Source organism: Hyphomicrobium sp., assembly GCF_036833075.1.
Taxonomy (GTDB): Bacteria; Pseudomonadota; Alphaproteobacteria; order Rhizobiales; family Hyphomicrobiaceae; genus Hyphomicrobium_C.
The window spans coordinates 48,011-63,348 of record NZ_DAITQL010000003.1; the positions used below are offsets into that span (position 1 = coordinate 48,011).

A 15,338-nucleotide genomic window follows, 5' to 3' on the forward strand; every position below is an offset into this window, starting at 1 on the left:
TGCGTACTCATGACCTGGGCTGTCTTGTTCCAGCGCCTTCGCGCATGTCCGGGGTGACCACATGAAGATCGGCTATCGGCAACTGCTCGACGAGGCCAACGCCAGGATCACGACGCTCGATGCAGGCGCGGTGCGGGCGCTGTTCGATCGCGGCGAGATCCAGCTCGTCGATCTGCGCGACCGGCGCGAGCTCGAGCGGGAGGGGAGGATCCCCGGCGCGTTCCATTGCCCGCGCGGAATGCTGGAATTCTGGATCGATCCCGAGAGCCCGTATCACAAGCCGATCTTCGCCGAGCCGCGCCGCTTCGTGTTCTACTGCGCGAGCGGGTGGCGCTCCGCGCTCGCGGCCAGGACGGCGCAGGATATGGGGCTGCCGTCGGTCGCGCACCTGGGCGGCGGGTTCACGGCATGGCGCGAGGCCGGCCATCCGGTCGAAGCCGTGGGCCAGACCTGAAAACCAGTGCCGCGCCGGGCGCTGGCGCCGACGGCAGGCCGTAAGCGGCCGAACCATGAGCCTGCTCGATCCGCACGGAACCTCTCCCGCGGCGGCGCGGTTATCCTCTTGCAAGAGGGATCGGACACACTCTAGCCTTCGTATCTGCAAGTCGAGGTTTGAAGGGCGGTATCGGCTCGAAAGGATCGACATGAGGGTTTGGGCGCTCTTCGTCGCGATTGCTCTGCTCGCCGGCCGGCCGGCGGCAGCGGATGAGCTCCAGGTGCAGCCCGTCATCGGCGACAGTCCGATGCGGTGCTACGATTACCGCGGCGCGCTCGTGCGGACACTCATGACCACCGACCTCGGCGACGTGGGTCGCGCCTCGATCATCGCGCGCATGCCGATCATCTCGCTCGATTCCGACCGGATGCGGTCGCTGCCCGGCAAGATGCAGGTGTTCTTCTACATGCACGAGTGCGCCCATCACGTGCTGGGGCACATGCTCCGCCCGACGCTTGAAAGCGAGCGCGAAGCGGATTGCTGGTCGGTCAACTACGGGCGTTGGTCCGGCCTGCTCACGCGCAAGGACATCGAGGGGTTCGCGCCCTATCTCGTGCGCAGCAACGGCTCTGCGCGCGGGCACCTGCCGGGCCGCGAGCGGCTGGCCTTTCTTCTTACGTGCTTCGACAAGCCGGAGAGCGAGCCCTTGGCCTTCATGGCCAAGGAGCGCGACGCCGCCCAGTCCCAGCGCTAAGTCGTGACCCGTTCGACCCGGTCCGTCCGAAGCATCGCGGTTCCAATTCGGTTAAAAGCAAACGCGCTCTGAGCAGAGCCCGCCCGCCGTGATAGGAATTCCGGGAGGCGAGGCGGCGTGGAGCGCGGAACGTGAAGCTGATCCTCAGGCTGGCTTTGGGAGCGGCGTTGGCGATGGGACTGCTGGCAGGGATCGTGTCCGTTCTGCAGCGCCATCTCATGTACTTTCCGGACACGGCCTACGTCACGCCCGCTCAGGCGGGGCTTGCCGGCGTCACCGAGCATGTTCTCGAGACGCCGGACGGCGCGCGCGTCATTGCGTGGTACGGCAAGGCCAGACCCGGCGAGCCGACGATCCTCTACTTCCACGGCAACGCGGGCTCGCTCGAGACGCGCAGCGAGAGGATCCGGAAATACATGGCGCGCGGGCTCGGCGTGTTCATGATGACGTACCGCGGCTTCGGCGGCAGCAGCGGGCAGCCCTCGGAGGCCGCCAACGTCGCCGACGCCGTGCTGGCCTTCACGACGCTCACCGGCTTGGGCGTCGATCCTCTGGACGTGATCGTCTATGGAGAGTCGCTCGGCACGGGCGTTGCCGTGCAGGTGGCCGGCGAGAAGCGCGTGGCCGGGCTCGTGCTCGATGCGCCCTACACCTCGATGGTCGATCTCGCCGCCCTGCATCATCCGCTCATCCCCGGCCGCTGGTTCATGACGGATCGTTACGAGACGCGCCGGCACATCGCCAAGATCAGCGCGCCGCTGCTCGTGCTGCACGGCGAAGAGGACACCATCGTCCCGGTTGCGATGGGCCGCGAGGTTTTTGCGCGCGCGCCCGAGCCGAAGACGCTGAAGACGTTCCCGGGTGCGGGCCACGACGATCATGCGAGGTTCGGCTCGTACGATGCGCTCTACGGCTGGATCGCGGCGTTGCGCGCGGACGGCCAGCGCCGGCAGGGGTAGGGGCGGATCGGATCGGCGCGGGTGAGCCCGGCGCCGGACAAACGAAATCGCCGCCGGTCGGCCGGCGGCGATTGCAATCTCGTTTGACGAGCGTGGGGTCGGGGCTCAGCGCGCGCCGAAGCCGCCACCGCTGCTGCCGGTACCGTTGTTGCCGCCGAAGCCGCCACCCGACGGACGACCGCCTGCGCCGCCACGGCCCGCGCCCTTGGCGCCGGCGCCGCGCGGAGCGGCCGGCTTGCCGGGCAGAAGACCTTCACGCTGCAGCTTCTTGCGTGCGAGCTTGCGGGCGCGGCGCACGGCCTCGGCCTTCTCGCGGGCTTTCTTCTCGGAGGGCTTCTCGAAATAGTTCCGCAGCTTCATCTCGCGGAAAATACCCTCGCGCTGCATCTTCTTTTTGAGCGCCTTGAGGGCCTGATCGACGTTGTTGTCGCGAACGAGTACCTGCAAGCGGTGACCTCTGGGTTCTGAATTTGCTGAAAAAAGTACAACCCGAAGCGCCGGAGGAAGACCGCCGGCACGTCGAGCGATTTCGGATTTGGCCGGCTTTTATCAAACACCGCGCCTCTTGTCCACCGGCGAGCGGCGCTGTTTGTGCGGCTTTTGGGGAGGGAGCGCCGCCGCCAGAGGCCATGATCGTGTCGGGCCCTATCGTCCGAAGCGCGGCTCACGGGGTCTCATCGAAACCAAGAGCACGGTCCGATTCGACCGAGCCCAACCGCCCTAGCTCCGCGGCTTCAGGCGGTTGACGTGGCCCATCTTGCGGCCGGGGCGGGCGTCGGGCTTGCCGTAGAGGTGCAGCGCAGTGGCGGGCTCGGCGGCCAGCGCCGTCCAGCGATCCGCGTCGGCGCCGATGAGGTTGGTCATCACCACGTCGGAATGGCGGTCGGTCGAGCCGAGCGGCCAGCCCGCCACGGCACGGATGTGGTTCTCGAACTGGCTGACGAGGCAGGCGTCCATGGTCCAATGGCCGGAGTTGTGCACGCGGGGCGCGATCTCGTTCACGACCAGCGGCTCGGCGGCCTCCGGCACGTAGAACATCTCGACGCCGAGCACGCCGACGTAGCCGAGGGCGGTGGCGATGGCGCCGGCGATCTCGCGGGCGCGCGCAGCGTCGCGGGCGGAGAGCGGCGAGGGGACGGTCGACGTGTCGAGGATGCCGTCCTTATGTGTGTTGAGCGGGATGTCATAGACGCGCGTCTCGCCCTGGAGCGCGCGGACGACGAGGACCGAGACCTCGTAGGCGAAGGGCACGAGGCCCTCGAGCACCGAGGGCGCGCGTTGCAGCGACGTGAAGGCCGGCTTGAGCTCGCCCGCGCTCCGGATACGGATCTGGCCTTTGCCATCGTAGCCGAGGTGTCGCGTCTTCAGGATCCCGGCGTCGCCGATGGCGCGGACCGCGGCTTCGAGAGAGGCATCGTCGTGGATGGGCGCGAAGGGAGCGACGGGGATGCCGAGGCCGCTGATAAAGGTCTTTTCCTCGAGCCGGTCCTGCGCCACAGCGAGGGCTTTCGGGCCCGGACGCACCGGCACGACCGCTTCCGCCGCATGAGCGGCCGCCAGCGGGACGTTCTCGAACTCGTAGGTGACGACATCGACGCCATTAGCGAAAGCGCGGACCCTCTCGACGTCCTCGAACGGGCCGATGGTGGAGGCGGCCGAGACATCGCACGCACCGCCCGGGACATCCGAGTAGATATGACACTTGAGACCGAGCCGGGCTGCGGCGAGGGACAGCATGCGGCCCAGTTGGCCGCCGCCCAGGATGCCGATCGTCGATCCGGGGGGAAGGGCGGTCATCGGGCCTCGGTCAGTCGTTCTTGGGTTCGTCGTTGACGGCGGCCGTCTGCCGCTCGCGGTAGGCGGCGAGGCGCGCGGCGAGGCCAGCATCCGACAGTGCCAGGATCTGTGCCGCGAAGAGCCCCGCATTCGTCGCGCCGGCGTCTCCGATGGCGAGCGTGCCGACGGGAATGCCGGCCGGCATCTGCACGATCGAATAGAGGCTGTCCATGCCCTTGAGGCCCTTGGTCTGGATCGGCACGCCGAGCACCGGGAGAGCGGTCATGGAGGCCGTCATCCCCGGAAGGTGCGCCGCGCCGCCGGCTCCGGCGATGATGACCTTGAGGCCGCGCTCCCTGGCCGACTTCGCGTAGGCGACGAGGCGGTCGGGGGTGCGGTGGGCCGAGACGATCTTCGCCTCATAGGCCACGCCTAGCTCGTCAAGGACGGCGGCCGCCTGCTTCATGGTCGGCCAGTCGGACTGGCTTCCCATGATGATCCCCACTTCCGCTCCGCGTTTGGTCATCGGCTCATCCGTAAGGGGCCGCATCCGCGACCGTCGGGAAAACGGGCGATTTAGAGGAGGTTGGGCCTGGGCGCAAGGCGAAAAGGCCCGGTTTTGCGGGCCAACCCACCGGTCTTTGACGCCAGGGTTTCCGTTTCGCCGCTGAAACCCAATGCAGCCACAACTTTGGGCAAGTCTCAAGGACAAGAGGGATCTGCAAACCGGTGTTGAAACGGGCTGTTCCGAAGGCGGCGGGCCGTCGCGGGGCAGCTCGAATCGCCTAGTGTTTCCCGAACCTTGAGCTTTCGGAGATTCCCGATGGGCCGCTTTCTGGTGCTGGCGCTCTCATTGACCGCCCTCGGTCTTGCCGGGATGGCGCGTGCCGAGACCCTGGCTCCCGAGACCTCGGCGCTGCAGGAGACGCCGCAAGCAACCGCCGACGATCAAACGCCGGCAGAAGCAAGCACCGCACGTGCACCCGAGGCTGTCGCGCCGCCGGCCGCTGGCCCGGAGACGCCGCTCGGGATCGCGATCAAAGCGCGGCTCGAGGCCATTCCCCAAGACGGCTCGGACCAGGACAAGAAGGAGCGTGCGGCACTGATCGCAGTCTATGCGTCGCGTGGCCATGCGCCGTTATGGGTCGACGAGAAAGGCCTCAATGCGGATGCGGCCGGCGTGGTCCGCGCCTTCGAGACGGCGGGCGAATGGGGGCTCGATCCGGCGGATTTCGCGGCGCCGAAAGTCGATGTCGCAACGGAGCTTTCGCCCGAGACGCAGGCGGCTCAGGAGGTCGCGCTGTCCCTCGAGGCGCTGAAATATGCGCGCTTCGCGCGCGGCGGGCGCATCATGAGCCCGGCCGAAAAGCTCAACTCGAACCTCGACCGTAAGCCGCAGCTGCTCGATCCAGCAGCGGTGATCGAGGGGCTTGCGGGGGCACCCGACAAGGCGGCCTATCTCACCGGCACACATCCCCGGCATCCGCAGTTCGAGCGGCTGCGGGAGAAATACGCCGAGGCGATCGCCAAGATCGGCGGCAAGCCGAATGCGGCAGCCAAGAAGATCCTCGCCAACATGGAGATGTGGCGCTGGATGCACGACGACCTCGGCGCGGTGCACCTGATGGCCAACGTGCCCGCCTACATGATCGAGCTCGTCAAGGACGGGAAGGCGATCCACACGGAGCGTATCGTCGTCGGCGAGATCGGCAAGCAGAGCTCCATCTTCACGCGCCCGCTCAAGAGCATCACGTTCCGCCCCATGTGGCGCGTGCCGGAGAGCATCAAGGTCAACGAGCTGTGGCCGAGCCTGCTCAGGGGCGGCGGCCTCATGCGCCAGTACGGCCTCGAGGTCGAGACGAAGGACGGCCGGCGGCTCGACTGGCGGACGATGGACTGGCGGACGCTCGACATCCGCAACTATGAGGTCGTGCAGCCGGCAGGGCGCAAAAGCGTGATGGGCTACGTGAAGTTCTCGTTCCCGAGCCAGCACACGATCTTCATGCACGATACGCCCGACAAATGGATGTTCAACTCCAAGCAGCGGACGCTCTCCCACGGCTGCCTGAGACTGCGCAATCCGCTCAAGACCGCGGAGCTCATCCTGGCGGAGGACAAGGGATGGGATGCCGCCAAGGTCGACGATCTCGCGAAGAACGGGCCGATGAACAACGAGATCCCGATGGACACCAAGATCAAGATGCACATCGCCTATTTCACGGCGTGGGTGGACGATGCGGGGACGCTCAAGACCTACGGCGACGTCTACGGGCACGAGAAGCGCGTCACGCAGGCGCTGGACGGCCGCTGGGACGCGATCGCCAAAGGGCGCAATCACCTGGCGCCGGTCGTGCCGGACCAGGCGCAGCTCACGGCCAAGCCGGTAAAGCAGGCCGCACGCAGCGGCAAGTCGGCGAACGACGATTTCCTGAGCTCGTTTGGCGGCGGGTTCTGAGGCGTTTTCGATCGAGACGTGCAGCGCCTTTTCACCCGCGCAGCGTCATGGCGAAGCCATGCTTCGCATGGGCATATCGCTTCCAGGTGAGGGGGCCTGCTCTGCGCACGGCGTTCGCCGCGCTTGGCAGGAATGACGGGGGGATGGACTAGGGCCAGCGGCGGAGCGCGGTGCGGGGGAAGCTCCATTCGGGCGTCACAAGCTGGTCGCCAACGGGTGTTGCGTACCAGGGCGATCCATCGGACGCGTTCGGGTTCTTGAGGATGTGCATGTCCTGGGCGGGCATGTAGCTTTGCAGGAGCAGGAAGCGCCTCTCTCCCGTGGCCCGGTTCTCCACCATGTCGACGACGAGCACGGCGTGGCCCGGGAAACCGCCCTTGATGAACACGTGCCCGATGGCGAGGCCGTCCGCGGCGACCGGCTTCAGCTCCCGCTCAAGCGAGTAGGTGCCGGCATAAGCGAAGACGAGATCCATGTACTTGCGCAGCCCCGCATGGTCTTTCCGCGGCGCGGAGGAGAAGCGGCGGCGCTTGCCATCGGTGTCGTTGAACGCGATCTCGCCGTCGCGGCCGAGGCTATAGAGCCATTCGGCGCGCAGCCGCATGATGGCATCCGCGCACTGCTGCAGGTCGCGGGGCCCGACGTCGATATCGACCACGGCTGCGTGCACGTCCTGGCGCCATTTGGGCTTTCCGGTGTGCAGCAGCACGGGTGCGCCCGCCGATCGCAGCGGCAGGCCGCGCAGCCACGCGGCGAACGATCCGTCCGCCGCAGGCGTACGCGTAAACCCTGGCGGAGGCGCGATCCGTTCGGCGAGCGTCTCTGCCGGCGCCGCATCGGATGCGCGCCATCCGTAAGGCGTGCGGGCCTTGGTTGCCGGTGCGGCGGCCGCCGTTGCGACAGCGGCGAGAACGAGCAGGATCGCGGACAGAACGAGTGGGGCGGGGCGGTCTCTCATGCGTCTTTCGCTTGCATGCAATCGTGGCATGGCCGCGACGTGACGGATCGCTCCAACGATGTCGATGGCGATCCCGGCGGGATACGCTTCGGTGTTCGCGTGGTGGCGCGAGACCAGGATCGCGTCGGACCCGAGCCGCGCGAAGCGCCGCTCGTCGGTCTCATCCAACACTCGGAGCGCGACCAGGCGATCGGCGGCTCGCGGGTCCTGGGAGCTGCAACCGGGGCAAGCGGGTCGAGGCTTGCCTCGGCGTCCGCACAGGGCGCGCGCGAGCATCCGCGCTTTGCGTGTGCGTCAAGCTCCTCGGGTGCACCGTATGCCGCGCGACGGCACGGGGGCTTTCGGCCCAGCGCGTCCGCAGCTTGCAACAGGTGACGGAGGGCCCGGACGGAAGGTTGAAAAGGAACGAGCCCGCCCGGAGGAAGCTCCGGAGCGGGCTCGCATGATCGCGGTCAAGGACGATTGCGTTCTGCGGCGGATCACGTGGTTAGGTATCCCCTGGTGCGCGTTGGCCAGTCTGCTGGCCGTGAGAGCGCTCCCTTTCGGGATCACCTGCTTTTCGGTCCGCCTTCTCGTGTCCTAGCCACTGATCCTTGTTTCGTGGGTCTCTCGGCCGTTTGCGAGTTCGTCCGGTCTTGCGTCTCCGGCTTCACAGGCGCTCTCGGGGGTTTGCCAACGCATCCCGGGCGCTTTCGATCTCATCGGCAGCCGATCTCTGGCTCTGCCGGGTTGCGACGCGTCGGGCGGAATGCTCGAACGCCGTGATGTCTGATCGAATAAAAAGCCTCTCGACGGCTATGCCCTACACGGGCCCGTTGCCGACCAAGTCTCCACGTCGATTGAACGAATTTTCAAATCCGCGCCGCCCGCCGATATCCCGGCTCTCACAGCGACGGGATCATGCCGCGAACGGCTTCGACTGATCCGGTGGCCACATTTTCTTAGACCTCCTCTTTGGAGAAGTAGAGAAAGTCTGCGCCTCGTCGGCTCCTCTGTCAATCCATCAAGTCTCGGCGATCACACGATGCGCCTTAACCGCGTGTTGAGGCTCGCGCGCTAGAATTCACGAGACCTCCAATCGCAGCCGGGCCGTAAAGAGGCTCTCGAGCCCTGCATCTCGACCGCGATCCCGCTCACGTCTCACAAGGCGCGCTGCCATGAGATCTGCAATCGGGTTTCTGTCGCTTCTTGCTTTCGGATGCCTCGCCGCGGGCGTGCTGACGGTGGTCGGCTCAGGCTCTTCGGCGGATTTCTCCTTTGCTCCGGCGATGGGTGCGACGCATGGCGGCGTGCACCTCGGCTCGCTCCTGATCGGTCTCGTGCTCGGCGTCGTGCTCTCGGCGCTGGCGCGCGTGTCCTGGGGTGAGCTGCCACATCGCTTCGTGTGCTGGATGCTTGCCTACGAGCGCGCGTTCTACCGCCTGGCGCTCTTGGGCGCGTTCATCGGCGCGCTGGTCTTCTACTGACCCTGCGCCCGATCGCGCAAAAAGAAAGCCCGGCATCGCTGCCGGGCCTTCCGTAGGATCGATGTCGGTCCGGCGGGTCCCGCCGCAAACCGCGATCAGATCGAGTAGTACATATCGTATTCGACCGGATGCGGCGTCATCTCGTAACGCATGTTCTCGCCCATGCGCAGCTCGATGTAGGCGTCGATCATATCGTCGGTCATGACGCCGCCAGCCTTGAGGAACCCGCGGTCCTTGTCGAGCGAAGCCAGCGCTTCGCGCAGGCTGCCGGCGACCGTCGGGATCTTCGCAAGCTCGGCCGGCGGCAGATCGTAGAGGTTCTTGTCCATCGGGTCGCCGGGATGGATCTTGTTCTGGATGCCGTCGAGGCCCGCCATCAGCATCGCCGTGAAGGCGAGGTAGGGGTTGGCGCCCGGATCCGGGAAGCGGATCTCGACGCGCTTGGCCTTCGGGCTCGTGACGACCGGGATGCGGCAGGACGCCGAGCGGTTGCGCGCCGAATAGGCGAGCAGCACGGGTGCCTCGTAGCCCGGCACCAGGCGCTTGTAGGAGTTCGTCAGCGGGTTGGCGAAGGCGTTGATGGCCTTGGCGTGCTTCAGGATGCCGCCGATGTAGAACAGGCAGGTATCCGAGAGGTCGGCGTACTTGTTGCCGGCGAACATCGGCTCGTTGCCCTTCCAGATCGACTGGTGCACGTGCATGCCCGAGCCGTTGTCGCCGAAGATCGGCTTCGGCATGAAGGTCGCCGACTTGCCGTAAGCCTGCGCTACCTGATGCACGACGTATTTGTAGACCTGCATGTGGTCGGCCATGGTGATCATGGGGCCGAACTTGATGCCGAGCTCGTGCTGGGCCGCGGCGACCTCGTGGTGATGCTTCTCGACGACCACGCCCATCTCCGAGAGCACGGACAGCATCTCCGAGCGGATGTCCTGGCATGAATCGATCGGCGGAACCGGGAAGTAGCCGCCCTTCGCGCGCGGACGGTGGCCGAGGTTGCCCATCTCGTACTCGGTCGACGAGTTCGACGGCAGCTCGGAGCTGTCGACCTTGAAGCCGACGCTGTACATGTCGGTCGAGAACTTCACGTCGTCGAAGATGAAGAACTCGGCCTCGGGGCCGAAGAACACCTTGTCGCCGATGCCGAGGGAAGCCATGTAGGCTTCGGCCTTCTTGGCGATGGAGCGCGGGTCGCGCTCGTAGGGCTGACCGGTCAGCGGCTCGGTGACGTCGCAGAAGATCGCGAGCGTGGTCTGAGCGAAGAACGGATCGATGTGCGCGGAGGTCGGGTCGGGCTTCAGGAACATGTCCGAGGACTCGATGCCCTTCCAGCCGGCGATCGACGAGCCGTCGAACGCATAGCCTTCGAACACGCTCTCGTCGATGCAGGAGACGTCGGCGGTGACGTGATGCATCTTGCCCTTGGTGTCCGTGAAGCGCAGATCGACGAACTTCACGTCCTTGTCCTTGATCAACTTCAGGACGTCACTGACCGTTTTCATAAAAACTCCCCTTTCGATCTGGATTGGTCATCGCGGCGCGTCGGACGCGCGCGAGATCAGATGGCATCCGCGCCGGTCTCGCCCGTGCGGATGCGAATGGCTTCCTCGATGGTCGAGATGAAGATCTTGCCGTCCCCGATCCGGCCCGTCTTGGCGGCTTTTTGGATCGCCTCAACAGCCTTGTCGAGCATCTCGTCGCCGAGAACGACCTCGATCTTCACCTTCGGCAGGAAGTCGACGACGTACTCGGCGCCGCGATAGAGCTCCGTGTGGCCTTTCTGCCGGCCGAACCCCTTCGCCTCGATCACGGTGATGCCCTGCAGGCCGATCTCCTGGAGGGCTTCTTTGACCTCGTCGAGCTTGAAGGGCTTGATGATGGCTTCGATCTTTTTCATGTGCGCCCTGTCCTCCATGGGTGCCGAGCGCACCCGATGCGCCGAACCGGCCATCGGGTAGCACGGGGCGTGCCAAATCGTGTGCGACTATTTTAGTCTTTGCTAGTCAATGAGTTGGAGAGTTTCTGCCCTTTTCGTAGGCAGCCGTGCAGGCTTACGTAGCCTAAAAAGCAGGCGGTATGGGCATATTTTGTGCACACAGGGACGGCCGGTGCACGGCGACCTGCCGGCAGTCTTCTACAGCATAGCGCCAGTTGGCATTTTCCGTTTGCCGCACGCCGCGCGATCATGGCGGCAGGCCGCGGCGGCGTGAACGAGGGAGAGACAGCGTGGGGCACGAGACGAACTGGCTCAATGGCGGCGTCGAGCTCCTCTCGCCGCGCGAGATGGGGCGTGCCGACCGGATCGCCGCAAGTCACGGCGTGCCGGGTCTCGTCCTGATGGAGGCCGCGGGTGAGGCGGTCGCGGAGGCGGCGCGGGGCTTCGTTCGGCGGGGCTTGCGGGGGGCGGGGCTCGGGGGGCCGTTAAACACGGGGGCCTTGGGGTCCGCCGCCGCGCGCCTCCTCAAGCGCGCATCGTACGACGTGCGCCTGTTCCTCGCCGGCGAGAAAGCCGCGCTCACGGGCGATGCCGCCGCCATGGCGCGGCGCTTCGACGGACCGGTGCGCGCCCTCGATCCGCTCCAGCTCGAGAGCCTGCACCTCGTCATCGACGCGCTCTACGGCGCCGGGCTGTCGCGGCCGATCGACGGCGTTGCCGCCGAGGTCATCGCGGCGGTGAACGACTCGGGCACGCCGGTGCTCGCGGTCGACGTCCCGAGCGGCCTCGATGGGGCGACGGGGATGGCGGCGGGTCCGGTGATCCGCGCCACCGAGACGGTGACGTTCTTCCGCCGCAAGCCGGGGCATCTGCTGTATCCCGGCCGGGCGCTCTGCGGCCGCGTGCACGTGGCCGACATCGGCATTCCGGAGCGGGTGCTGTCCGAGATCGAGGTTCAAACGTTCGCCAACGCCCCCGCCCTCTGGCAGGCGCAGTTCCGCTGGCCGACGCACGAGGGACACAAGTATGCGCGCGGCCATGCGGTGGTCGTCTCGGGACCGGCGCACGCGACGGGTGCCGGCCGGCTCGGCGCACGCGCCGCACTCCGCGCCGGGGCGGGCCTCGTGACGGTGGCGAGCCCGCTCGATGCCGTGCAGGTCAACGCCATGCACCTGACGGCGATCATGCTGAAGCCGTTCGAGGGGCCTGAAGGGCTCGCGGGGGTGCTTCAGGACACGCGCAAGAACGCGGTTCTGATCGGCCCCGGCGGCGGTGTCGGCGAAGCGATGTGCCGGCTCGTTGAGGCGGTGCTGCGCTCTCCGGCCTCCGCTGTGCTCGACGCGGACGCGCTGACATCGTTTGCGGGCGACCTGGGGCGGCTGCGGGCCGCCATCGCGCAGCGCCCCGAGGGAAGCGTCGTCCTCACGCCGCACAACGGCGAGTTCGATCGCCTGTTCGGCGCCGTTTCGGGCTCGCGGCTCGACCGTGCGCGGGCCGGCGCCGAGCGGTCCGGCGCCATCGTGCTGCTCAAGGGGCCCGACACAGTAGTGGCGGCGCCCGACGGGCGCGCGGCGATCAACGCCAATGCCTCGCCATGGCTCGCGACCGCGGGCTCCGGTGACGTGCTCGGCGGTATCGTCACGGGACTGCTCGCCCAGGGCATGCCGGCGTTCGAGGCCGCAGCGGCGGGCGTGTGGCTGCATGGCGACGCCGGCACGGATTTCGGCCCTGGCCTGATCGCGGAGGATCTGCCGGAACGCCTGCCAGCCGCGCTGGCGCGGCTGCGGAGTGTGACGCGATCTGCGTGAGAGGAGTTGGCCTCTTGGGCGTCGCATGTGCGGCAGCTTGTGTGGGTGCCGGCCTTCGCCGGCATGACGTTGGTATTGTGGCAACCGGAGCAAGCGGCCCCTGGATGGCCGCCTCAGGGGCGGCCATGGTGTGAGAAGCGCAGACGGCTCACTCTGAACCGTCGGAGTACTGTGATCGGCCGGCTTCGCGCATGGCGCGGTCGGCGGCGAGGAAGGCTTCGAGATCGGCGGGGGCAGGCGGGCTCGCGGCGGAAACGCCGATGGCCGCCATCATGTCGCGGACGGGCACGTAGCGTCGGGCCTTGCGGTCGTAGAGAGCGCCCTTGACCAGCGCGCGGGCAGCGACCTGCCCTTCGCGCGCGCCTCGCGCGAAGACGAACGTCTGCTCCATGAGCACGGCCTCGTCCAGCCAGCCCAGGACGCGCGTTTCGAGGCGGTAGCGCTCGAAGGCGCGCAGCTCGCGGCGGAAGCGGATCAGGACCGCGTTGGCAACCGGCGTCCAGGCGTTCCGCCAGACGGCACCTGCAAGGCCGCTCCGCACGAGCAGGTCCAGGCGGCCGAGATCCATGACCGCGAGATAGCGGCCGTTGTTCATGTGGAAACTGAGATCGAGGTCGTTCGGGAGCACCCGGAGCGTCAGCGCGCCGACGTCGCCGGGGAGGGCGAGGCGGGGGCGGAACGGCGCCGACAGCAGAAGCCACACGAGGCGCAGCCAGAGGTTCATCGAGCACGCGGCTCCCTTTGGGCCCGCGTCACGCGGGGCGGGCCTGATCATCCGGCCTTCGCGCCCTTGCTTCAGCGCGTCGCAGCCACAATTGCCCTTTATTGACCGGGAGGCCAGAGTCAGGGGAAGATTCGCGGCAGCAGGCAGTCTACCATGCGACCGGCCGCGACTGGCAAAGAGGCTCCATGACAGCGCTGCGTACCGTTCGTCCCGTTCCCGTCCGGGTGGCCCTGGCGCTGGCGCTTCTCGCCGGCGGCGCGGGCACGCCTGCGGTCGCAGCGCCGGCCCCGGGCGCGACGTCCGCCGAGGTCGCGGAGGAGGGCGCGGGCGCGCTGGTGCGGGGCGAGGCGCAGGCCGCGGTGCTCAACTACACCGTGGCTCTGAAGGATACCTCGCTGCCCAACGACCGGCGGGCGGCCATCCTCAACGACCGCGGCGTCGCCAACATCAAGCTCGGCCAGACACGCCAGGCGTTCGAGGATTTCAATCTCGCCGCGCAGCTCTTTCCGGAGTTCGCTGCCGTCTACAACAACCGCGGCAATCTTCTCCTGTCGCTCGGGCTCGCCAAGGAGGCGCTCAAGGATTTCGACCGTGCCCTGGTGCTCGCCCCCGGATACGCCGCGGCCTACAACAACCGGGCCGGCGCATTGATGCGCCTCGGCGAGACCGAAGGCGCGATCGCCGACTATACGCAGTCGGTCAAGCTCGCGCCCATGAGCCCGGCCCCGCTCAGCGGGCGCGGGCTCGCGCACCTGGCGCTCAACCGGCCTCATGCGGCGATCCGCGACTTCTCGCGCGCGGTCAAGGCGGATGCGCGCTATTCCGTCGGCTATCGGAGCATGGCGGAAGCCAAGCTCGCGGTCGAACGGTACGACGAGGCGATCGAGGACCTGTCGCGGGCCATCGCCTTCGACGCGACCAACGCGGAGAGCTACCTGCTGCGGGGCAGGGCGTATCTCGCGCTGCGTAGCACCGCGTCCGCGATCAAGGATTTCACCAAGGCCACCGAGCTCGACGGCAAGAGCGCAACCGCGTTCGCCGAGCGCGGCTTTGCCTACTCCCTCGCGGGCGCCCCCGAGGAGGCGTTCCTCGACCTCAACAAGGCGATCGAGATCGATCCGCGCTCGGGGCTCGCGTTCGCCTACCGCGCCTATGCCTACAAGCAGACGGGGCAGACCGACATCGCCGTGCGCGACATCGAGGTGGCGCAGAAGCTCGATCCCGCCGCGCCGGAGGTGCACTGGGTGAGCGCGGAGATCGCCGAGGCGCAAGGAGATACGGTGCAGGCCATTGCCGCCCTCAAGAAGGCGCAGGCGTTGCGGCCGGGCTATCGCGAGGCGAAGGAAGCGCTGCAGCGCCTCGGCGCCGCGCCGCTGCATCCCGAGGAGCGGGAGGTCGCGGGCGCGGGTATCGACACGTGGCGCGTGGTTGTCCGCGGCGCGCAGTATTTCGCCGTGGACGATCGTTATCCCCGTCTCTCGGTTCCGCTGGAGATGATGGGCGCCGGCGAGCCCAAGCTTCTCGAATGGCAGCTCAAGGAGGCGCCGTTCAAGGGCATCGGCACGCTGCGCTTCTTCGGCGGAAAGGTAGCCGGCAAATCCGGCACGGAGGCGCTCGAGCTGATCGCGGTGGTCGATCTCGAGACGAACCAGGTCGTGGCGATCGAGCCGCACAAGCAGGGCGACAAGGTCGCCGCGTGGACCTGGGCCAACGGCAAGGCGACGGTCGCCAGCGTCGATGGCGTCACGGACGAGATCGACCTCAGGATCGGGCGCGAGAACGAGGTGGTCGGCGCCGGGCCAGGGCGTCGCTACACAACGACGTTGGAGGGCGGCGGCAGCCGTGGCGGCAGCGGCTGGGCGCCCTGGAACTCGCCGTTCGGCGGCTCGTACGGGGAGCAGGCGCCGACGCAGAAGCGCGTCAAGAAGAAGTCGAAGTCGTTCTTCGACCTGCTCTTCAACTGAGCGGCCCCCATTCCGGGGCGGACCCCTGGGTCGGCATTGGGTCAACACTCTCCTAACGCAAGTGTGCTTTCCTCGCACAAGTGTGCTTTGCTGCTCCTCCGG

Annotated in this window: 14 protein-coding genes; 7 read left to right on the plus strand and 7 right to left on the minus strand. The window is 67.3% G+C overall.

Features of this window, described 5'->3' with window-relative positions:
- Window positions 1-61 precede the first annotated feature (61 nt).
- From V7082_RS01925 to V7082_RS01935, 3 genes are all read left to right on the plus strand, one after another.
- Entirely contained in the window at window positions 62-454 is a 393-nt protein-coding gene (locus V7082_RS01925) for a rhodanese-like domain-containing protein (RefSeq protein WP_334145854.1), read from the plus strand.
- A 190-nt stretch (window positions 455-644) separates the two neighbouring features.
- Entirely contained in the window at window positions 645-1,190 is a 546-nt protein-coding gene (locus V7082_RS01930; RefSeq protein ID WP_334145855.1) for a hypothetical protein, read from the plus strand.
- A 131-nt stretch (window positions 1,191-1,321) separates the two neighbouring features.
- Window positions 1,322-2,149 (plus strand): alpha/beta hydrolase, encoded by an 828-nt coding sequence (locus V7082_RS01935; protein ID WP_334145857.1) that lies wholly within the window; start codon window positions 1,322-1,324, stop codon window positions 2,147-2,149.
- 105 nt (window positions 2,150-2,254) lie between these two features.
- Here V7082_RS01935 and rpsU read toward each other — a convergent pair whose 3' ends face one another.
- The 3 genes from rpsU to purE form a co-directional block, all read right to left on the minus strand.
- Complete coding sequence (gene rpsU / locus V7082_RS01940) at window positions 2,255-2,596, minus strand: 30S ribosomal protein S21 (protein WP_334145858.1); 342 nt, start codon at window positions 2,594-2,596, stop codon at window positions 2,255-2,257.
- A gap of 273 nt (window positions 2,597-2,869) precedes the next feature.
- The gene (locus V7082_RS01945) at window positions 2,870-3,946 is read right to left on the minus strand and encodes a 5-(carboxyamino)imidazole ribonucleotide synthase (protein WP_334145860.1); all 1,077 of its coding nucleotides are present in this window, start codon (window positions 3,944-3,946) and stop codon (window positions 2,870-2,872) included.
- Window positions 3,947-3,956: 10 nt separating this feature from the next.
- Complete coding sequence (gene purE / locus V7082_RS01950; protein ID WP_334145862.1) at window positions 3,957-4,451, minus strand: 5-(carboxyamino)imidazole ribonucleotide mutase; 495 nt, start codon at window positions 4,449-4,451, stop codon at window positions 3,957-3,959.
- Window positions 4,452-4,748: 297 nt separating this feature from the next.
- Here purE and V7082_RS01955 point away from each other — a divergent pair, with 297 nt between their 5' ends.
- Window positions 4,749-6,380, plus strand: coding sequence for a L,D-transpeptidase family protein (locus V7082_RS01955; RefSeq protein ID WP_334145863.1), 1,632 nt, complete (start codon window positions 4,749-4,751; stop codon window positions 6,378-6,380).
- Window positions 6,381-6,528: 148 nt separating this feature from the next.
- Here the strand turns inward: V7082_RS01955 and V7082_RS01960 are convergent, their stop codons facing one another.
- Window positions 6,529-7,509: a DUF4846 domain-containing protein gene (locus V7082_RS01960; protein WP_334145864.1), complete on the minus strand. Its 981-nt coding sequence runs from the start codon at window positions 7,507-7,509 to the stop codon at window positions 6,529-6,531.
- 986 nt (window positions 7,510-8,495) lie between these two features.
- Between V7082_RS01960 and V7082_RS01965 the strand changes: the two genes are divergently transcribed.
- Window positions 8,496-8,804 (plus strand): hypothetical protein, encoded by a 309-nt coding sequence (locus V7082_RS01965; protein WP_334145866.1) that lies wholly within the window; start codon window positions 8,496-8,498, stop codon window positions 8,802-8,804.
- 95 nt (window positions 8,805-8,899) lie between these two features.
- Here the strand turns inward: V7082_RS01965 and glnA are convergent, their stop codons facing one another.
- Entirely contained in the window at window positions 8,900-10,306 is a 1,407-nt protein-coding gene (glnA, locus tag V7082_RS01970; RefSeq protein ID WP_334145867.1) for a type I glutamate--ammonia ligase, read from the minus strand.
- A gap of 56 nt (window positions 10,307-10,362) precedes the next feature.
- Complete coding sequence (locus tag V7082_RS01975; protein ID WP_334145869.1) at window positions 10,363-10,701, minus strand: P-II family nitrogen regulator; 339 nt, start codon at window positions 10,699-10,701, stop codon at window positions 10,363-10,365.
- A 329-nt stretch (window positions 10,702-11,030) separates the two neighbouring features.
- Between V7082_RS01975 and V7082_RS01980 the strand changes: the two genes are divergently transcribed.
- Complete coding sequence (locus V7082_RS01980) at window positions 11,031-12,548, plus strand: NAD(P)H-hydrate dehydratase (protein WP_334145871.1); 1,518 nt, start codon at window positions 11,031-11,033, stop codon at window positions 12,546-12,548.
- A 148-nt stretch (window positions 12,549-12,696) separates the two neighbouring features.
- Here V7082_RS01980 and V7082_RS01985 read toward each other — a convergent pair whose 3' ends face one another.
- Window positions 12,697-13,272 (minus strand): thioesterase family protein, encoded by a 576-nt coding sequence (locus V7082_RS01985; protein ID WP_334145873.1) that lies wholly within the window; start codon window positions 13,270-13,272, stop codon window positions 12,697-12,699.
- A gap of 185 nt (window positions 13,273-13,457) precedes the next feature.
- Here V7082_RS01985 and V7082_RS01990 point away from each other — a divergent pair, with 185 nt between their 5' ends.
- Entirely contained in the window at window positions 13,458-15,236 is a 1,779-nt protein-coding gene (locus V7082_RS01990; protein WP_334145875.1) for a tetratricopeptide repeat protein, read from the plus strand.
- Window positions 15,237-15,338: the final 102 nt, after the last annotated feature.